Annotated in this window: 15 protein-coding genes; 11 read left to right on the top strand and 4 right to left on the bottom strand. The window is 76.3% G+C overall.

Annotated elements, in window-relative coordinates:
- Positions 1 to 65 precede the first annotated feature (65 nt).
- The 8 genes from NF338_RS04865 to NF338_RS04830 all read left to right on the top strand — a co-directional run bounded on the left by NF338_RS04865 (position 66) and on the right by NF338_RS04830 (position 12,561).
- A complete protein-coding gene (locus tag NF338_RS04865; RefSeq protein WP_264029740.1) occupies positions 66 to 1,574 on the top strand; it encodes an MFS transporter in 1,509 nt (502 codons plus the stop codon).
- Positions 1,575 to 1,615: 41 nt separating this feature from the next.
- On the top strand, positions 1,616 to 3,862 hold the full coding sequence (locus NF338_RS04860) for a molybdopterin oxidoreductase family protein (RefSeq protein ID WP_264029802.1): 2,247 nt from the start codon (positions 1,616 to 1,618) through the stop codon (positions 3,860 to 3,862).
- Entirely contained in the window at positions 3,859 to 5,691 is a 1,833-nt protein-coding gene (locus NF338_RS04855; RefSeq protein ID WP_264029739.1) for an FAD-dependent oxidoreductase, read from the top strand. The genes NF338_RS04860 and NF338_RS04855 overlap by 4 nt, the downstream gene beginning before the upstream one ends.
- Before the next feature lie 256 nt (positions 5,692 to 5,947).
- Positions 5,948 to 8,677, top strand: a complete 2,730-nt coding sequence (nirB, locus tag NF338_RS04850; protein WP_264029738.1) for a nitrite reductase large subunit NirB — start codon at positions 5,948 to 5,950, stop codon at positions 8,675 to 8,677.
- Positions 8,674 to 9,111, top strand: a complete 438-nt coding sequence (nirD, locus tag NF338_RS04845; protein WP_264029737.1) for a nitrite reductase small subunit NirD — start codon at positions 8,674 to 8,676, stop codon at positions 9,109 to 9,111. The genes nirB and nirD overlap by 4 nt, the downstream gene beginning before the upstream one ends.
- Positions 9,108 to 10,490, top strand: coding sequence for a uroporphyrinogen-III C-methyltransferase (gene cobA, locus NF338_RS04840; RefSeq protein WP_264029736.1), 1,383 nt, complete (start codon positions 9,108 to 9,110; stop codon positions 10,488 to 10,490). Before nirD ends, cobA begins: the two co-directional genes overlap by 4 nt.
- A gap of 116 nt (positions 10,491 to 10,606) precedes the next feature.
- Positions 10,607 to 11,698 (top strand): uroporphyrinogen-III synthase, encoded by a 1,092-nt coding sequence (locus NF338_RS04835; protein ID WP_204543423.1) that lies wholly within the window; start codon positions 10,607 to 10,609, stop codon positions 11,696 to 11,698.
- The gene (locus tag NF338_RS04830) at positions 11,695 to 12,561 is read left to right on the top strand and encodes a sirohydrochlorin chelatase (RefSeq protein ID WP_264029735.1); all 867 of its coding nucleotides are present in this window, start codon (positions 11,695 to 11,697) and stop codon (positions 12,559 to 12,561) included. The genes NF338_RS04835 and NF338_RS04830 overlap by 4 nt, the downstream gene beginning before the upstream one ends.
- Positions 12,562 to 12,616: 55 nt before the next feature.
- On the opposite strand, the gene NF338_RS04825 is transcribed toward NF338_RS04830, so the two are convergent.
- Together NF338_RS04825 and NF338_RS04820 are read right to left on the bottom strand one after the other, a co-directional pair.
- Complete coding sequence (locus NF338_RS04825; protein WP_264029734.1) at positions 12,617 to 14,101, bottom strand: MFS transporter; 1,485 nt, start codon at positions 14,099 to 14,101, stop codon at positions 12,617 to 12,619.
- A complete protein-coding gene (locus tag NF338_RS04820; protein WP_264029733.1) occupies positions 14,098 to 15,105 on the bottom strand; it encodes an alcohol dehydrogenase catalytic domain-containing protein in 1,008 nt (335 codons plus the stop codon). Before NF338_RS04820 ends, NF338_RS04825 begins: the two co-directional genes overlap by 4 nt.
- A 148-nt stretch (positions 15,106 to 15,253) precedes the next feature.
- Here NF338_RS04820 and soxR point away from each other — a divergent pair, with 148 nt between their 5' ends.
- Entirely contained in the window at positions 15,254 to 15,724 is a 471-nt protein-coding gene (gene soxR / locus NF338_RS04815) for a redox-sensitive transcriptional activator SoxR (protein ID WP_244286351.1), read from the top strand.
- Between the two features lie 10 nt (positions 15,725 to 15,734).
- Here the strand turns inward: soxR and NF338_RS04810 are convergent, their stop codons facing one another.
- Positions 15,735 to 16,457, bottom strand: coding sequence for a GNAT family N-acetyltransferase (locus NF338_RS04810; RefSeq protein WP_264029732.1), 723 nt, complete (start codon positions 16,455 to 16,457; stop codon positions 15,735 to 15,737).
- Between the two features lie 121 nt (positions 16,458 to 16,578).
- Positions 16,579 to 17,214, bottom strand: coding sequence for a nitroreductase family protein (locus tag NF338_RS04805; protein WP_264029731.1), 636 nt, complete (start codon positions 17,212 to 17,214; stop codon positions 16,579 to 16,581).
- 115 nt (positions 17,215 to 17,329) lie between these two features.
- Between NF338_RS04805 and NF338_RS04800 the strand changes: the two genes are divergently transcribed.
- Positions 17,330 to 18,310 (top strand): LLM class flavin-dependent oxidoreductase, encoded by a 981-nt coding sequence (locus tag NF338_RS04800; RefSeq protein ID WP_264029730.1) that lies wholly within the window; start codon positions 17,330 to 17,332, stop codon positions 18,308 to 18,310.
- Positions 18,307 to 19,644, top strand: coding sequence for an LLM class flavin-dependent oxidoreductase (locus NF338_RS04795; protein ID WP_264029729.1), 1,338 nt, complete (start codon positions 18,307 to 18,309; stop codon positions 19,642 to 19,644). Before NF338_RS04800 ends, NF338_RS04795 begins: the two co-directional genes overlap by 4 nt.
- Positions 19,645 to 19,686 lie beyond the last annotated feature (42 nt).

Below are 19,686 nucleotides of genomic sequence, written 5' to 3'. Positions count from 1 at the left end.
GCGCGGGGGAAACACGGCGTTCCTAGCGTCCTCGGTACTGACCGGGACCTGCTGAAGGAGCCGCCATGTCCGCGCCCACGAGCCCCACCACCCACGAGGGTGAGCAGTCCGCAGAGCACCCCTCCGGCACCTCGGCCACCGCGACGGTCGCGGCTGCGGCGCCCGGGGCCACGACCGCCGTCGGGCCGACCGCCGCCTCGACGGCCGGCCGCACGGCGACCGCCCCGACCCACCGCTCGGGGCGCTGGATCGACCGCTGGGACCCGGAGGACCCGACGTTCTGGCGCGACGGCGGCCGGAAGGTCGCGACGCGCAACCTGTGGATCTCGGTGTTCGCGGAGTTCCTCGGCTTCGCGGTCTGGGCGCTGTGGTCGATCGTCGTGCCGCAGCTCCCCGCCGCCGGGTTCACGTTCACGGTCGACCAGCAGTTCTGGCTCATCGCCGTGCCGAGCCTCGTCGGCGCGACGCTGCGCATCCCGTACACGTTCGCGGTGCCGCTGTTCGGCGGCCGCAACTGGACCGTGGTCTCGGCGCTCCTGCTCCTGCTCCCGACGGCGGCGCTCGCGGTCGCGGTGCAGGACCCGGGGACGCCGTTCGGCGTCATGCTCGCGGTCGCGGCGCTCGCCGGGTTCGGCGGCGGCAACTTCGCCTCGTCGATGGCGAACATCTCGTTCTTCTACCCGGAGCGGGAGAAGGGCAAGGCGCTGGGCCTCAACGCCGCGGGCGGCAACCTGGGGACGGCGGTCGTGCAGCTCGCGGTGCCGCTCGTCATCGTCGCCGGGGCGGGGGTCGCGCTCGAGCGCGCGGGTCTCATGATGATCCCGTTCATCCTGCTCGCGGCGTTCCTCGCGTGGCGGTTCATGGACAACCTGTCCACCGCGAAGGCCGACCCGAAGTCGTTCGCCGCGGCGACGCGGAACAAGCACACGTGGATCATCTCGTTCCTCTACATCGGGACGTTCGGGTCGTTCATCGGGTACGCCGGGGCGTTCCCCATGCTGCTCAAGGGCCAGTTTCCCGAGGTGACGCTCTCGATCGCGTTCCTCGGCGCGCTCGTCGGCTCGGTCACGCGGCCCCTCGGAGGCGTCATCGCGGACCGGGTGGGTGGCACGCGCGTCACCATCGTGTCGTACGGGGTGATGGCGCTCGGGGCGTTCGGCGCGATCCAGGCGCTGCAGTCGCACAGCTTCGGCCTGTTCTTCGCGTCGTTCCTCGTCCTGTTCGTCGCGACGGGCATCGGCAACGGGTCGACGTACCGGATGATCCCGGCCGTCTTCCAGGCGAGCGCCGTCCCGGGCGGCGCGCTCGACGGACCGACGGCGGTCGACGCGGCGGCGCTCGACGAGGCCAGGGCCCGCGCTCGCAAGGCCGCGGCCGGGTGCATCGGGATCGCCGGCGCGATCGGGGCGTTCGGGGGCTTCCTCATCCCGCGCGGGTTCGCCGCCTCGACGAGCCTCGCGGGCTCGCTCGTCCCCGCCCTGTGGACGTTCATCGGGATGTACGTGGTCATGGCGGTCGTCGCCTGGGCCGTGTACCTGCGCAAGGGGTCGGCGCTCGCGTCGGCCGGGATCTGAGCGTGGACACGCACTGCCCCTACTGCTCGCTGCAGTGCGGCATGTCGCTGACACCCGGCGCGGGACCGATCCCGGTCACCGTCGCCCCGCGCGACTTCCCGACCAACCGGGGCGGGCTGTGCCAGAAGGGCTGGACGAGCGCGACGGTCCTCCGCGCGGCCGACCGGATCACGACCCCGCTGCTGCGCGGGGCCGACGGCGAGCTCCGCCCGGCGTCGTGGGACGACGCGCTGGACGTCGTGACCGCAGGGATCGAGCGCGTCCAGGTCGAGCACGGCCGGGACGCGGTCGCGATCTTCGGCGGCGGCGGCCTGACGAACGAGAAGGCGTACGCGCTCGGCAAGTTCGCGCGCACCGTGCTGCGCACGGCGAACATCGACTACAACGGGCGCTTCTGCATGGCGTCGGCGGCTGCGGGCGCGAACCGCGCGTTCGGCGCCGACCGCGGGCTCCCGTTCCCCCTCGCCGACCTCGGCGGCGCGGACGCGGTGCTCCTGCTCGGGTCCAACCTCGCCGAGACCATGCCGCCGTCGGTCCAGCACCTCGCGGGCGTGCGCGGGCGCGGCGGGCTCGTCGTCGTGGACCCGCGCCGCAGCGCGACGGCGGCGCTCACGGGCGAGCCGGGGGACGTCGTCGGGCAACGTGCCGATGTGCCCGACGACGGGCGCTCGCCCGGTCGCGTGGCTCCGCCTGCGGGTGCGGGGCCGGTGGGCGACCAGGGCGTGCACCTCCAGCCCGTGCCCGGCACGGACCTCGTCGTGCTGCTCGCGCTGCTGCACGTCGTGGTCACGGAGGGGCTCGCGGACGCGGAGTACCTCGCCGCGCGCACGTCGGGGTTCGACGACGTCCGGCGCTCCGTCACGGCCTGGTGGCCAGAGCGGGCGGAGACGGTGTGCGGGATCCCGGCGGAGCGGCTGCGGCACGTCGCGCGGCTCCTCGCGGCGGCGTCGCCCGTCCACGGCGGCGCGGGCGCGTACGTGCTCACCGGGCGCGGCGTCGAGCAGTCGTCGCAGGGCACCGCGACGGTGACGGCGGCGATCAACCTCGCGCTCGCGCTCGGGCTGCCGGGCCGCGTCGGCTCCGGCTACGGCGCGATCACCGGCCAGGGGAACGGCCAGGGCGGGCGCGAGCACGGGCAGAAGGCGGACCAGCTCCCGGGCTACCGCAAGATCGACGACCCGGCGGCACGCGCGCACGTCGCGGGCGTCTGGGGCGTGGACCCGGCGACGATCCCCGGCCCGGGGATGCCCGCCGTCGAGCTGCTGCGCTCGCTGGGCGCCCGGCCGGGACCGGACGGAACGGGCACGACGTCCGTCGAGGACGGGCGTCCGCGCGCTCTCCTCGTGCACGGGTCGAACGTCGTGGTCAGCGCTCCGGACGCGGACCGGGTCGCCGCGAACCTGCGCGCCCTCGACCTGCTCGTGGTGTGCGACCTCGTGCCGTCGGAGACGGCGCTCCTCGCCGACGTCGTGCTGCCCGTGACGCAGTGGGCCGAGGAGGAGGGCACCATGACGTCGCTCGAGGGTCGCGTCATCCGGCGCCGTCGTGCCGTCGACGCGCCCGGCGAGGCGCGCTCGGAGCTGTGGATCCTCGCGGAGCTCGCGCGTCGCCTGGGCTCGTCGGTCTCCTTCCCCACGGATCCCGCCGTCGTCTTCGACGAGCTCGCGCGCGCGTCCGCGGGCGGCGTGGCCGACTACTCGGGGTTGAGCCACGCGCGTCTCGACGCGGACGAGGACGACGGCGGTCCGGGGCTCTTCTGGCCCGTCCCGTCGGGCGCGCCCGACGCGGGGCAGGCCGCCGTGCCGCACCCGGGGACACCGCGGCTGTTCCTCGACCGGTTCGCGACCCCGGACGGGCGGGCGCGGATGGTCGCGGTCGACCACGTCGGGCCGAGCGACGACGTGCGCCCCGACGCCCCGCTCTACCTCGTCACCGGCCGCGTGCTGCAGCACTACCAGTCGGGCGCGCAGACGCGCCGCGTGCCCGAGCTCGACCGGCTCGTGCCGGCGCCGTTCGTCGAGCTGCACCCCGTCCTCGGCCTGCGGCTCGGCGTCGGCGACGGCGACCGCGCCCGTCTCACGACGCGCCGCGGCGCGATCGAGGCCGTCGCGCGCTGGACCGACCGGATCCGGCCGGACACGGTCTTCATGCCCTTCCACTGGAGCGGGGAGGGCAGCGTCAACCGCGTCACGACCGACGCGACCGACCCCGTCTCGGGCATGCCCGAGTTCAAGGTGTGCGCCGTGGACGTGCGGCGCGCGCCCGAGGTGCAGGAGGTGGGCGCATGACGCGCGTTGTCGTGGTCGGCAACGGCATGGTCGGGTCGCGGTTCGCGAGCGACCTCGTGGCGCGGTGCGGGGCCTCCGCGGGGACGGCGGCCGTCGAGGTCACCGTGCTGGGGGCCGAGGAGTACGAGCCGTACAACCGCGTGCTGCTCAGCGAGGTCGTGGCGGGCAAGGTCGACGTCGCGGCGATCGGCCTGCCCGGCGCCGACGACGCGCGCGTGACCGTCCGGCGCGGCACCGAGGCGATCGCGATCGACCGCACCGCGCGCCGCGTCGTCACGAGCGAGGGCGCGCACCCGTACGACGTCGTCGTCCTCGCGACCGGGGCGGCCGCACGGGTCCCCGACCTGCCGGGCCTGACGGACCTCCCGGGCGGCCTGCCCCGCGGCGCGCACGCGCTGCGCACGCTCGACGACGCGCGCGAGATCGTCGCGGCGTCGCTCAACGCCCGGCACGCCGTGGTCGTCGGGGCGGGCGTGCTCGGGCTCGAGGTCGCGTGCGGGCTCGCGCGCCGCGGTGTCGCCGTGAGCCTCGTGCACGGCGGCGGGAGCGTCATGGACCGCCAGCTCGACGGTGCCGCGGGCGGCGTCGTCGCGCGCAGCCTCGCGGGGCTCGGCGTGCGGACCTGGACCCGTGCGCGCACCGAGCGCGTCGTCGTGGGAGCGGGCTCCGTGCGCGGCGTGACGCTCCGCGTGCCCGACAGCGGGGCACCCGCCGGACCGCCGGCCCGCCCGGGGGGTGGCGCCGGGGCGGCGGTCGACGCGACGCGCCTCGTCGAGCTCGAGGCCGACCTGCTCGTGCTCGCGTGCGGCACCGTGCCCGAGGCCGGGCTCGCGCGCGCGGCGGGCCTCACGGTCGACCGGGGGGTCGTCGTCGGGCCCGACCTGGCGAGCCCCGACGACCCGCGGGTGTTCGCGATCGGCGACTGCGCGCAGCCGCCCGAGGGCGGCACCGGGCTGATCGCGCAGGGCTGGGACCAGTCGCGCCGGCTCGCGGACCACCTCGCGGAGCGGCTCGCGGTCACGATCCACCGGCGCGACGCCGGGAGGCCGGGCGCCGCGCAGGGGGCGGCGCCGGTCCGACCGCGCGTCCGCCTCGGGGTGGACGCCGGTCGGCCGAGCATGGCGTTCCGCCTCGCCATGAACGTCGTCGCGGTCCCGGTCGGGGAGTCGCCCGGGCCGTCGGCGCAGGACCGTCCCGGGGGCGCCGCCCGCCCTGCGCGACCCGGGTCCACGGGTCGTCCGCGTCCTGCTGGGCCCGGGAACCCCGGTGCGGACGAGCGCCCGCGGGCCGGGACCGACGTCGTGCGCGTGAAGGCGGCGGGGCTGGAGATCGTGACGATGGGCGTGTGCGGCGAGCGGCGGGCGCCCGACCCCGCGCACCGGTCCGTGACGCTGAGCGACCCGGCGTCGGGGCGGCACGTCGAGGTCGTCGTCGCGGACGGCCTGCTCGTCGGCGCGACGTGCGTCGGCGCGCCCGAGGTGGGCGCCGACCTCACGGCGACGTACACCCGTCGGGTCCCGGTCCCCGCGGACCCGGCCCACCTGCTGCTGCGCCCGGTCGCGCAGGCCCCCGCGCCGGCGTCGTCCCCGACCCACATGCCCGACCGCACGACCGTCTGCACGTGCAACGGCGTGACCAAGGGCGACGTCGTCGGGTGCTGGCACGACGGCGCCCGCAGCGTGGACGACGTCGCGCGGGCCACGCGCGCGACGACGGGCTGCGGCGGCTGCAAGGACGTCGTGTGCGGGCTGGTCGACTGGCTCGCGCACGCCGACCCGGAGCAGCCGCAGGGCGAGGCGACTCCGGCGCGCGCCGGCCTCGGCGCGTGAGGTCGGCAAGCTCTGTCGAGATCGGCAGTCACGATCGCCGATCTCGGCACGACCTGCCGATCTCGCACCGCTCCGCCGACCTCACACGGGCGGGCGCATCCGGGTGAGAACACCGTTACGGACGGGCAACGGACGGGGCACGGTCGCGAAACCGCCCGTCCGTAGCGTCGTCAGCACCTTCCCGGGAACTCTCCTCGCTCTCGTCGTACCCCGCGGACGGTGACCGACCCCGCCCCGACGCCCCCAGGAGCCCGCCGTGACCGGACCTCAGACCGATCCCGCCCCCGCCCCGGCACCCGGTGCGCCCCGGCACCTCGTCGTCGTCGGCGGCGGCATGGTCGCGCAGCGGCTCGTCGAGGCGCTGCGCGCACGCGACACCGACGGCGCGTGGCGCGTCTCGCTCTTCGCCGAGGAACCCCGCAAGCCGTACGACCGCGTCGCCCTGACGAGCTACTTCTCGGCCCGCGACGCCGACGAGCTCACGCTCGGCGACCCGGCGCTGTGGGACGACCCGCTCGTGACGCTGCACCGCGACTGCGCGGTGACGTCGATCGACCGCGAGGCGCAGACCGTCACCGACCGCCTCGGGCGGGTGCACGCCTACGACGAGCTCGTCCTCGCGACCGGGTCGAACGCCGCGCGCCCCCCGATCCCCGGCAACGAGCTGCCGGGCGTGTTCGTCTACCGCACGATCGACGACGTCGCGGCCCTGCGGGGCTGGGTCGAGGAGAAGCGGCGCAACGCCACGACGGAGGGCGGCTGGGAGCGCCCCGTCCGCGGCGCGGTGATCGGCGGCGGACTCCTGGGCCTGGAGGCGGCGGGTGCGCTCAAGGCGCTCGGCGCGCAGGCCACCGTCATCCAGTTCGGCACGCACCTGATGGACGCGCAGATCGACCTGGGCGGCGGCGAGGCGCTCAAGCGCCTCATCAACGGCATGGGCATCGCGGTGCGGTGCAACACCGGGACCAAGGAGATGAAGGTCTCCCGCAAGACGGGCCACGTGGGCCGGCTGGACTTCGTCGACGGCGGGCGCCTCGACGTGGACGTCGTCGTCATGGCGACGGGCGTGCGGCCGCGCGACGAGCTCGTGCGTGCGGCGGGCCTGGAGGTCGGCGAGCGCGGCGGGGCGGTCGTGGACCTCGCGTGCCGCACCGAGGACCCGCACGTCTGGGCGATCGGCGAGGTCGCGTGCATCGAGGGTCGCTGCATCGGCCTCGTCGCCCCGGGCTACGCCATGGCGGAGGTCGTGGCGGACCGCCTGCTCGGCGGCGAGGCGACGTTCCCCGGCGCGGACACGGCGACCAAGCTCAAGCTCCAGGGGGTCGACGTCGCGAGCTTCGGCGACGCGTTCGGCCGCACCGAGGGCGCGATGGAGCTCGTGTGGGCGGACCCGGTCGCGGGCGTCTACAAGAAGCTCGTCCTGTCCGACGACGCGCGCACGCTCCTGGGCGGCGTGTTCGTCGGCGATGCGTCCCCGTACGCGTCGCTGCGGCCGATGCTGGGGACCGAGCTGCCCGGCGACCCGGGGCTGTTCCTGCTCCCCGAAGGGTCCGGGGGCGGGGCGCCGAGCCTCGAGCTCCCCGACGACGCCACGGTCTGCTCGTGCAACAACGTCAGCGCGGGCACCATCCGCGGCGCGGTCACCGAGCACGGGTGCACCGACCTCGCGGGTGTCAAGGCGTGCACCCGGGCAGGGACGAGCTGCGGGTCGTGCCTCCCGCTCGTCAAGAAGATCACGACGACCGAGCTCGCCCGGGCGGGCGTCGAGGTCTCGAACGCGCTGTGCGAGCACTTCGACCTCTCGCGCGCGCAGCTCTTCGACGCCGTGCGCGTCGCGGACCTGCACACGTTCAGCGAGATCATCGGGCGGTTCGGGCGCACGCCGGATCCCGTGACCGATACCCAGGGCGCCGTGCTCGTCCGTGACGCCGGCCGCGGCTGCGACATCTGCAAGCCCACCGTCGCGTCGATCCTCGCGTCGCTCGGCAACGGCCACATCCTCGAGGGCGAGCAGGCGGCGCTGCAGGACACCAACGACCACGTCATGGCGAACATGCAGAAGGACGGCACGTACTCCGTCGTCCCGCGCATCCCCGGGGGCGAGATCACGCCCGACGGGCTGCTCGTCATCGGCCAGGTCGCCAAGGACTTCGGGCTGTACACGAAGATCACGGGCGGCCAGCGCATCGACATGTTCGGCGCGCGCATCGAGCAGCTCCCGCACATCTGGCGGCGGCTCGTGGAGCACGGGTTCGAGTCCGGGCACGCGTACGGCAAGTCGCTGCGGACCGTGAAGTCGTGCGTCGGGTCCACGTGGTGCCGGTTCGGCGTGCAGGACTCGGTGGGCATGGCCGTCGAGCTCGAGCTCCGCTACCGCGGCCTGCGCTCGCCGCACAAGATCAAGCTCGGGGTCTCCGGGTGCGCGCGCGAGTGCGCGGAGGCGCGCGGCAAGGACGTCGGTGTCATCGCCACGGACAAGGGCTGGAACGTGTACGTCGGCGGCAACGGCGGGTTCACGCCGCGGCACGCACAGCTCCTCGCCGAGGACCTGGACGACGAGGCGCTCATCCGCACGATCGACCGCTTCCTCATGTACTACATCCGCACGGCCGACCGCCTGCAGCGCACGGCCGCGTGGGTCGAGGACTACGAGGGTGGGCTCGACGCGATCCGCGAGGTGATCCTCGAGGACTCGCTCGGCATCGGCGCCGACCTCGACGCCGCGATGTCCCGCCACGTCGGCGACTACGAGGACGAGTGGCGGGCGGTCCTGGAGGACCCGGAGAAGCTGCGCCGCTTCGGCTCCTTCGTCAACGCGCCCGCCGAGCCCGACCCCGACCTCGCGTACGTCACCGAGCGCGGCCAGATCCGGCCCGCGACGGCGGGCGAGCGCGCCACCCTGGAAGAGGCCCGCGCCGCGGGCCTCGCCACCGTCCCCGCCGGCCCCGTGGTGATCGCCGGCACGACCCTGGAGGTCCGTCGATGAGCGTCGTGTCAGCAGAGCAGGTTGCGCACTCGGGGGAGACGTCGGACGCCGTGGGGTGGGAGCGCGTGTGCCTCCTGCGCGACCTCCTCGTCGAGCGCGGCGCCGCCGCGCTCGTCGGCGGGGTGCAGGTCGCGCTCTTCCGCCTCCCGGACGACACGGTGCGCGTCGTGCAGCAGCGCGACCCGTACTCGGGCGCGAACGTCATGTCGCGCGGCATCGTCGGCACGCGCGGGGGAGTGCCCACGGTCGCCGGGCCGATGTACAAGCAGGTCTTCGACCTCGCGACAGGCCGGTGCCTCGAGGCCGCCGGATACGTGCCGGTCCAGGGCCTCGCCCCGGACCTGGCGACCTGGCCCGCCGAGGTGCGCGACGGCGTCGTGCACGTGGGGGCCCGCCCCGCCGCCGGCGTCGAGGTCGCGGGCGGTGCGGCGTGACCACGCTCCTCGGGCTCGACCTCGCGGGCCGCACGGTCCTCGTCGCGGGCGGCGGTCCCGTCGCGGCGCGCCGCGCCCGAGCGATGGCCGACGACGGCGCGCACGTCCGCGTCGTCGCGCCCCAGGTCTGCGAGGACCTGCGCGACCTCGTCGCCGCCTCGCTGCACGCCCCGCTCCTCGGGCCCGGCCCGGCCACGTCGTCGGCCCACCGGCTGCCCGACGGCGGCGCCGTGCCGGGCGGCCGCGTCACCTGGGCGCCGCGCGAGGTCCGCGAGTCCGACGTCGAGGACGCGTGGCTCGTGCTCGCGGCGACGGACGACTCGGCGACCAACCGCGACGTCGCCACGTGGGCGGCAGCTCGCCGCACGTGGTGCGTCAACGCCGGGGCCGCGCACGAGGGCACCGCGCGCACGCCCGCGACGACCCACAGCGGTGACGTGCTCGTCGGGGTCGTCACGGACGTCCCCCCGGCGCACCTGTCAGCAGACCGTCGCGCTCGGGCGCGACGAGCCGCTGACAACCTGGCGGAGCGGCGGCGCGACGGCGGTGCGGACCCGCGGCGGGCCCGCGCCGTCCGCGACGCGATCGCCGAGCACCTGCGCTCCGGTGGCGCCGACCAGCGTCGCCTCCGGCCCGTCACCGGCGGGCTCGGGAGCGTGACGCTCGTCGGTGGCGGACCGGGCGCCGTCGACCTGCTCACCGTCCGGGGGCGCCGGGCGCTCGCGGAGGCGGACGTCGTCGTCGCCGACCGGCTCGGACCCGTCGACGTGCTCGACGAGCTCGCCCCGGGCGTCGAGGTGATCGACGTCGGCAAGACGCCCGGGAACCACCCGGTCCCGCAGCACGAGATCAACGCGATCCTCGTGGAGCAGGCGCAGCGCGGGCGGCGGGTCGTGCGGCTCAAGGGCGGCGACCCGTTCGTCTACGGGCGCGGCGGCGAGGAGGTCATCGCGTGCCGGGAGGCGGGCGTCCCGGTGGACGTCGTGCCGGGCGTGTCGAGCGCGCTGAGCGTGCCGGCGCTCGCGGGCATCCCGCTCACGCACCGGGGGACGGTCGCCGCGTTCCACGTGGCCAGCGGGCACGACGGCCTCGACGACGCCGCGCTCGCCGGGGTGCGCGACCGCACGGCTACGCTGGTGGTCCTCATGGGTGTCTCGCAGCTCGCACGCATCACGGCCCAGGCGCTCGGCGCCGGGGCCGACCCGGCGCTGCCCGTCGCGATCGTGGAGAGCGGCTCGACGCCGCGCCAGCGCGTCACCCGGGCCCCGCTCAGCGAGGTCGTGGAGCGTGCCGCCCAGGTCGGGGTCCGGGCCCCGGCGATCATCGTGGTGGGGGACGTCGCCGCCGAGGGACGGCTCGACCCGGCGACGGTCGCGTGAGCAGCACCGGCAGCAGCACCGGGATCGACCCGCCCGTCGCGACGTCGACCCACGGCGGGTCGATCTCGGACGCTCGCGTCGATCTCGCGCCCGACCGCGCCGCCCTCGGCCAGGTCATGGCCGGCTGCACGGTGCTCGTCACGGCCGACCGCCGCAAGAGCGAGCTCGCCGCCGCCCTGCAACGCCGGGGTGCCGAGGTCCGCCACGCGCCCGCGCTGAGCATGATCCCGCACGCCGACGACGAGCAGCTCCTCGCCGGGACCCGCGACCTCGTCGAGCACCCGCCGGACGTCGTCGTCGTCACCACCGGCATCGGCTTCCGCTCCTGGGTCGAGGCCGCCGACGCGCACGGCCTCGCCGACCGCCTGCTCGAGGTCCTCGCCGACGCGCGGATCGTCGCGCGCGGGCCCAAGGCGCGCGGCGCGATCCAGGCCGCCGGGCTCACGGCCGACTGGGTCGCCGAGTCCGAGACGTCGGCCGAGATCGCCGACGTGCTGCTCGGCGAGGGCGTCGCCGGGCTGCGCATCGCCGTCCAGCACCACGGCGCCGGGGCAGACGGCCTCGACGTCGTCTTCGCCGAGGCCGGAGCCGAGGTCGCGAGCCTCGTCGTCTACCGGTGGGGTCCGCCGCCCGACCCCGAGGCGCTGCGCGCGTCCGTCGAGGCCGCGGCGGTCGGCGAGATCGACGCCGTCGTGTTCACCTCCGCGCCCGGCGCCGAGGCGTGGCTGAGCGCGGCGGAGGAGCACGGCGTGGGCCGGCTCGTCGTGTCGCGGTTCCAGGACGGGTCCATGGTCGCGGCGGCCGTCGGGCCGATCACCGCGAAGCCGCTGGAGCACCGCGGGGTCACGCCGCTCCAGCCGGAGCGCGGGCGGCTCGGTGCCCTCGTGCGCACCCTCGTCGCGCACTACGAGCAGGCCGAGACCGTCGCGCTCGCGACCGTCGCCGGCGCGCTCCAGATCCGCTCGCGCGTCGCCGTGCTCGACGGCGAGGTGCTGCCCCTCTCGCCCAGCAGCCTCGAGGTGCTGCGCCTCCTCGCCGCGCGCCGCGGCGAGGTCGTCACGCGCGACGACGTGCTCGACGTCCTGCCCGGCGACTCGCGCGACCCCCACGCGGCCGAGGTCGCCGTGGCCCGCCTGCGCGAGGCGACCGGCCGGCGCGACCTCGTCAGGACCGTCGTCAAGCGCGGATACCGATTGGAGCTCGCATGAGCGCGGAGATTCTGGCCTTTCCCTCGGGAGCGTCGTCCGACGCGCAGCCGGGGGAGGCCGGTCGCGGGGCGCCCGCGGGTGCCCTGCCCGTGCTGGTCGGCTGCTCGCACGGCACGAGCGACCTCACGGGGCGCGACGTGATCCGCGCGCTCCTCGACGACGTGCGCGCCGCGCGCCCCGACCTCGACGTCCGCGAGGCGTTCGTGGACGTGCAGCAGCCCGAGGTCGCGGACGTCGTGACGTCGGTCGTCTCCCCGTCCGCGGCGGTCGGCGACCCGCACGGTTCCGCGGCGGGCGTCGCGCCCGGCTCCGCGGCGGAGGGCGCGCAGCCGGGTGACGCGGTCGTCGTGCCGCTCCTGCTGTCCGCCGGGTTCCACGTGAGCGTCGACGTCGCGGCGGCGGTCGAGGACCGCGGCCCCGGCAGCGGTCGTGCGGCCGCGTCGGCCCCGCTCGGCCCCGACCCCCGCCTCGTGGAGCTGCTCGCCGACCGGCTGGCCGACGCCGGCCTGCGCCCCGAGGACGCGGTCGTGGTCGCCGCCGCCGGGTCGAGCCGCCCGGGTGCCGCGCGCGACGTCGAGGAGCTGGCCGCGGGCCTGCGCGAGCGCGTGCCCAGCCCGGTGACGGTCGGCTACGGCGCCATGGCCAAGCCCTCCGTGCCCGACGCCGTCGCCGCCGCCCGCGCCGACCTCGCCCCGGGCGGGCGCGTCGTCGTCGCGGCCTACCTGCTCGCGCCGGGCTTCTTCTACGACCGCGTCCTCGAGGCGGGCGGCGACGTCGTCACCGCCCCGCTCGCGCCCGACCCCCGCCTCACGGCGATCGTCCTCGACCGCTACGCCGCCGCCGCGTCCACCCTCGCCCGCTGAGGGCGGACCCGGGTCGCCCGAGCAGCGCCCTGGCCTGCGTCGGGCGACCCGCGTTCTACCCCGCCGGGGCCGGTCGGGTGCGGGGCGCGACGAGGAACGCCGTGAGCGCGACCGCGGCGGTGATCCCGAAGCACACGACGTACGCGCCGAGGCCCAGCGCGTCGCGCAGCGCCCACAGCAGGGAGCCGGTGATCGCGAGCGCGACGGCGGCGGCCAGGGCGTTCGCGACCTGGAGGGCCGAGCTGTTCGCGCCCTGCTGGCGCACCGCGGACAGCTCCAGGGTGAGGACCGAGACCGTGGGGCTGACGAAGCCCATGCCCGTGCCGGCGACCGTCCAGGCGAGCATGCCGACGATCGTCGGCACGCCGGGCAGGGCCAGCAGCATGACGGCGCCGACGCCGAGGGTGATGAGCGCCGTCCCGAGCCGCACGTACGCGACGTGCGGCCAGGCCCAGCGCGCGTGCCCGCGCACCCACGCGGCGGCGGACCACCCGACCGCCCCGAACGTCAGCACCGCGCCCGCCGCGGCGGGGGACAGGCCGCGCTCGTGCGACAGGAGGAGCGGCAGCAGGACCTCGGTCCCCGTGAAGGCGGCACCGATGAGCGCGCCGATCGCGATCACCGCGGGCAGTCCTGACGCCGCGCGGGCGGTCCCGCGCGGGAGCAGGCGGGGGACGGCGGCGGCGATCACGCCGAGCGCGACGACCAGGAGGACGGCGAGCAACGGCCCGTCGTGCTGGCCCGCGACGTGCAGCAGCCCGACCCCTGCCGCCGCGACGATCGCCCACCACAGGGGCGCGCGACCGGTCGCCCGGTCGGCGGGCGCGGCGTCGGTCGCCTCCCGGTGCGCGTCCGCCACGGACACGGCCCGCAGCCCGGGCCACATGAGGGCGAGGGCGGGGACGGCGAGGACCGGCACGGCGAGGAAGACCCAGCGCCAGCCCGCGTGCTGCACGACGATCCCGGCGATCGCGGGGCCGACGATCGACGGGACCATCCACGCCGCGGCGAACGCGGCGAAGACGCGGGGGCGCCGGTCCTCGGGGTAGACGCGCGCCACGAGGACGTACAGCGCCACGAGATAGGTCCCGGAGCCGAGGCCTTGGAGCACGCGCCCGGCGACGAACACCTCCATGCTGGGCGCGAGCCCCGCGACGAGCAGGCCGACGAGGAACAGGCCGACGCCGGTGAGCAGGGGCGCCGTCGGGCCCGAGCGGTCGCCCCAGCGGCCGCCGACGACCATCCCGACCACGCTCGCCGCGATCGTGCCGGCGAAGGCGACGGCGTAGAGGGAGAGGCCGTCGAGCGCGGACGCGACCGTGGGCATGGCGGTCGCGACCGCGAGCGCCTCGAACGCGCCGAGGAGCACGAGGGCGAACATCCCGGACATGACGACGCGCTGGGTCGCAGCCGGCAGGGTGGCGGGACGTTCGCCGGCGGCAGGGGGTGCGGCGTCGCGCGGCGTCGCGGTCTCCGGTCCGGGCGTGGGTGCGTCCGCGTCGGACGTGGCGGCGGGCACCGAGGCGGGGGTCCGCGTCATACGAGCACGACCTTCCCGGTCGTCGCGCGCTCCTCGAGCTCGCGGTGCGCGCGGGCGGCCTCGGCGAGAGGCACCTGGTGCGTGACGACGTGCCACGTCCCGTCCGCGGCGAGCGCGAGCGCGCGCTGCTGCAGGGTGAAGAGGTCGCCCCACGGGCGCGCCTGCGGCCCGACGGCCCACCGCACCTCGGGGCCGCCGTCGCCGGGGTCGTCCGCCGCGCGGTTGCCCTCGCCCGACGACCACCCGAAGAGCACGAGGCGTCCGCCCGGCGCGACGAGGCTCGCCGCGACCGTCCCCGGGTCGCCACCCACGCCGTCGAGCAGGACGGTCGCCCCGTCGGGGGCGTGCTGCCCGACGGCGGCCCGCGCCGCGTCGAGCCAGCCGTCGGCCCGGTAGTCGATCACCACGAGCCGCTCGGCGTGCGGATCCCGGGCGAGCGCGCGCACGAGCGCGACCTTCTCGGGACCGCCCGCGAGCCCGACGACCCGCGCTCCGGCCGCGAGCGCGCTCTGCACGAGGAGCGTGCCGAGCCCGCCGGCAGCGGCCGTGACGAGCACCGTGTCGGTTGGAGCGAGCTCGGCGAGGTCGAGGATGCCGACGGCGGTGCGGCCGGTCCCGATCATCGCGATCGCGTCGGGCGCCGTGACGTGGTCGGGGATGCGGTGCAGCGCCTCGACGGGCACGACGGCCAGCCGCGCGTACCCACCGCCGTCAGGGGTGGCGCCGAGGTGGGCGGCGACACGCCGTCCGCGCCACGCGGCGTCGACACCGGGCCCGACGGCGTCCACGACCCCGGCGACCTCGCGTCCGGGGATGGTCGGGAGCGCGGGGAGCGGCAGGGGACCGCCCGCGGCCTCGCCGCGGCGCAGCGTCGTGTCGAGCAGGTGCACGCCGTGCGCACGGACGGCGACGAGCACCTGGCCCGGCCCGGGGACGGGGTCGGGGACCTGGTCGAGGACGAGGTTCTCAGGTGGTCCGAAGGCGTGCAGGCGGATGGCGTCCACGGGTGCTCCTCAGTTGCTGCGGGCCGCGCCCGAGGGGCGGCACGCGACCCGGTCCGGGCGCGCCCTGCTAGTGTCGAACCTCAACAATTGTTGAGGTCAAGCATCCCGCGGCGGCGTCCTCGTCGCGGCCGTCCGGCGAGGAGCCCGCGTGCCCGACGACGTCCCGTCCCCGAGCGACGAGCTCACCGTCGGCCAGCTCGCCGCACGCAGCGGCGTCGCGGTGTCCGCGCTGCACTTCTACGAGCGCGAGGGGCTCATCACGAGCCGCCGGACCCCCGGCAACCAGCGGCGCTTCGCGCGCGAGACGCTGCGCCGGGTCGCGTTCGTGCGCGCGTCCCAGCGCGTCGGCATCCCGCTCGCGCGCATCCGCGCCGCGCTCGCGACGCTGCCCGGTGACCGCACGCCGACGGCCAAGGACTGGCACCGCCTCTCAGCCGGGTGGCACGCCGACCTCGACGCGCGCATCGAGCAGCTCACGCGCCTGCGCGACCACCTCACGGACTGCATCGGCTGCGGGTGCCTGTCGCTGCGCAGGTGCGTGCTCGTCAACCCCCACGACGCGCTCGCCGACGAGGGCCCCGGCCCGCGGACCCTGCTCGTGGAGGGGATCGAGGACTGAGCGCCGGGCGTCAGGCCGGAGCCAGCAGCGACCCGAAGCTCGTGCGGCGGCGGAGCGCGAACCCCAGCCGCTCGTACACGCCGATCGCGCCGACGTTCTCGGCCGCGGCGTGCAGGAACGCGCGGTCGCCCCGCTCCTGCACGTGGAACGCGACGTCGCGGACGAGGCGCGACGCGAGGCCACGGCCGCGGTGGTCCGGATCGGTCGTCACGGCGCTGATCTCCGTCCAGCCGGCAGGGTGCAGGCGCTCGCCCGCCATCGCGACGAGCCGGCCGTCGTCGTCCCGGAACCCGACGTAGCGCCCGAGCAGGTAGGTGCGGGCCTCGAACGGCCCGGGGCGGCTGCGCTCGACGAGCGCGAGCATGTCCGGCACGTCGTCCGCACCGAGCACGACCGCCTCCGGATCGGGCCGGGTGGCGAGACGTTCGGTCTCGACGAGCTGAACGCCTTCGACGCGCGCCTCGAGCGTCCAGCCCTCCGGCGGCTCGACCCCCACGGGTGGCGCGGAGAAGCGACCGCCCGGACCGACGAGCGCGGCGATCGCGTCCCAGACCCCGGGCTCGTCCCACGAGCGCACGCCCGTGATGGGCGAGACGTCGGCCGGGTAGCGCCGCGCGAGGTCGTCGCCCTCGGCGAGGTGCGCGTGGGCGCCGGTGAGGGCGCTCCACGACGGGTTGTCCAGGGCGGCGTCGTCGACGCCGGTGGCGTCGGGCGTCGTGCTCGTCGCGGTCATCGTGCTCCTCCTCGCCCGGTCGCCCGGGTGCGTGTCGTCGTCAGTGTCGTCGTCACGGTCGTCCGGCCGTGCGTGTCCTCCGGGGCGAACGCTCGCAGGCGCGCGCCTCTTCCAGGTGCGCTCAGCCCTCCCACCGGTCCCGGTGGACGACCTCCGCGAGGGGCCGACGGCGCGGCTCGGACCAGCGCCCGCGCGCCGGGTAGCCGAGCGGGACCAGGCCCATCGTCAGCGCGTCGTCGGGCAGGCCGAGCAGCGCGGCGACGTCGCGCTCGCGGACCGTGTGGAAGGTCGTGAGCGTCGTCCCGAGCCCGTAGGCCCGGGCGGCGAGCACGAGGTTCTGCACCGCGCCGTAGATCGAGGCGCCGAGCCGGGGGTCCGTCGAGCCCGCCGCGTTCCGCAGCACCGGCACGACCCACACCGGCGCCTCCTCCAGGTGCAGGGCCAGGTGCTCGACGGCGCGGAAGCCCGCGTCGCTCACGCCCGCGTCGTCGGTCGCGGCCCCGAGGACGGCGTCGCGGCGGTCCCCGTACGCGGTGCGCCATCCCTCGCGGTACCACTCGGCGATCTGCGCCTTGGTGGCCGGGTCCGTCACGACGACCCAGGCCCACTGCTGGCGGTTGCCCCCGCTGGGTCCGCGGACCGCGGCGTCGAGGATCGCGTCGAGCACGTCGTCCGGCACCGGCTCCGGCGAGAGGTAGCGACGCGACGGCGTGGAGTGGAGCGCTCGAAGGATGGACAGATCCTCAGGTGTGGTCACGGTCGCCGAGGGTACGGGCTACCATCCGGCGCGTTCGCGGGTCCCGGCCGCCGTCTCGCAGGGTGGTCGTCTCCCGCGGCGCGTCCTGATCCACAGGCCTCGGACGGGGGAGCAGATGGTCACGGAAGTGCCGGTCACGGACGTGCTGGTGGTGGTGCACGTCGACACGGGGAGGCACGACGACGCGGACGGCCTCCGGGCGCGCGTCGCCGCGCTCGAGGGGGCGGGGGTGCACGCGCTGACCTTCGCGCCCGGGCCGGACGGCGGGCTCACCGCGGTCGAGGCGGCCTCCTTCGCGGCGGCGTGGACCGACCGCGTCGGGCTCGTCGCCGTCGTCAACCCCGTGCACGCCGAGCCGTTCCACCTGTCCAACCAGCTCTCCAGCCTCGACCGCGTCTCCCGCGGCCGGGCCGGGTGGTGGCTCGACGTGGTCGACGACGTCGCGCACGCCCGGGCGCACGGCACCGAGCCCGTCGGGTCCGAGGACACGACGGCGCTCGTGCAGGACGTGGCCGAGGTCGTCGAGGCGGCCCGGCTGCTGTGGGACTCGTGGGAGGACGGCGCCCTCGTCGCCGACCGTGCGACCGGCCGCTTCCTCGACGCCGAGCGGGTCCGCCACGTCGACTTCGTCGGGCAGCGGTTCTCCGTCAAGGGCCCGGCGCTGCTGCCACGGCCGCCGCAGGGCCACGTCCCGGTCCTCGCCGAGGCGCGGTGGCTCCCCGCGGAGGCCCGCGACGTCACCGTGGTCGGCGAACCGGCGGTCGTCGACGTCGCCGGTGGACCCGTGCTCGTCGACGTCGCGGTCACCGGCGAGCCGGGTCATGTCGTCGAGGTCGTCGGCCGCCTCGCCGGGACGGACCCTTCCCTCGTCGGAGCGGACGAGCGTGCGCGCCCCTACCCGCTGGTCGTCCGCCTCGTGCCGGACCGGTCGGACGAGGCGTGGGCCGCCGTCGGGCAGGTCCTGGCGACGCTGCGGGCACGGGGACTCACCGCCCCGCCACCCGACCCTGGCAGGACGCTGCGCGACCAGCTCGGGCTGGAGCGCCCGGTGGGCCGGACCGGCCACGCCGCCACGACGATCGGAGCACGACCATGAGCGCACCGACGGACCCCTCGGCCACCGGCAGGTCCCGCCGCGAGCTGCACCTCGCGGCGTTCTTCCCGTTCGGCCCGCACTACGACTGGACGTCCGTCGCCGACCCGACGACCTACTACGACGCCGAGACCTATGCTGCGCTCGCGCGCTCCGCCGAGCGCGGGCTGTTCTCGGCCATGTTCCTGGGCGACAGCCAGCGGCTGCGCGAGCACCTCGGGCGAGTCAACGACACGGTCGTGACCGGGCGGCCGGACCAGCTCGTCCTCTTCGCGCACCTGGCCGCGCGCACGCGGCACCTCGGGTTCGTCGCCACGCTCAACACGACGTTCATGGCCCCGGCGGACCTCGCGGCCCGGATCGCGACCGTCGACCGGCTCAGCGGAGGACGCGCGGGCTGGAACGTCGTCACGACGAACGACGCCTGGACCGGGGCGAACTTCCGTCGCGGCGGCTACCTGCCGCGTTCCGAGCGCTACCGCTCGGCCGAGGAGCACCTCGCGATCGTCCACGCGCTGTGGGACGCGGACCAGGGGACCACGGTGCGTCGCACGGGGGCGCACCACGACGTCGTCGCTGCCGCCACCCTGCCGCCGTCGACGCAGGGCGCGCCGGTGATCTTCCAGGCGGGCGAGTCCGACGAGGGCCGCGACTTCGCCGCCCGGCACGCCGAGGGCATCTTCTCGCGCTACCTCGAGCCCGCACCGGCGGCCGCGTTCGCGGCCGACCTGCGCCGTCGGCTCGTCGCGCACGGACGCCCCGCGGACGACCTGCGGATCTTCCCCGCGGCGAGCATCACCCTGGGAGACACCGAGGCGGAGGCGCGGGAGAAGGCCGAGTGGTTCGACCGCCGGACCTGGACCGACCGCATGGTCGTCGCGGTGGTCGAGGCCGTGTGGGGTCGCGACCTCTCGTGGCTCGACCCCGACGGCCCGCTGCCCGACGTGGACCCCGTCTCGGCCGAGCAGACGCGCACCCACGGCGTCGTCAACAGCCGCGACAACCCCGTGGAGACCGCGGCCGCGTGGCGCCGCCTCAGCGCCGAGCGAGGACTGACCGTGCGCGGCCTCGTCGACTCGCTGCACGCCGCGGCCGCGTTCGTCGGGACGCCGGCGTCGGTCGCCGACCGTCTGGCGGCGGCGGTCCGGGCGGGGGAGCTCGACGGCATCAACCTCACGCCGCAGTCGGTCCCGGACGGGTTCGACGACGTCGTCGACCGGCTCGTGCCCGAGCTGCAGGAGCGCGGCGTCTACCGCACCCGCTACCCCGGCACGACGCTGCGCGAGAACCTCGGCCTGCGTGCGCCGGTCCACCACCGGCTCGCCGCCGCGGGGTGACGCCGGGGTGACCTCGCGGTGATCTCGGCCCGCCGCACCGGG

The organism is Cellulosimicrobium sp. SH8 (assembly GCF_025818875.1).
Lineage (GTDB): Bacteria > Actinomycetota > Actinomycetes > Actinomycetales > Cellulomonadaceae > Cellulosimicrobium > Cellulosimicrobium cellulans_D.
This window is presented reverse-complemented; position numbering and strand designations above follow the sequence as displayed.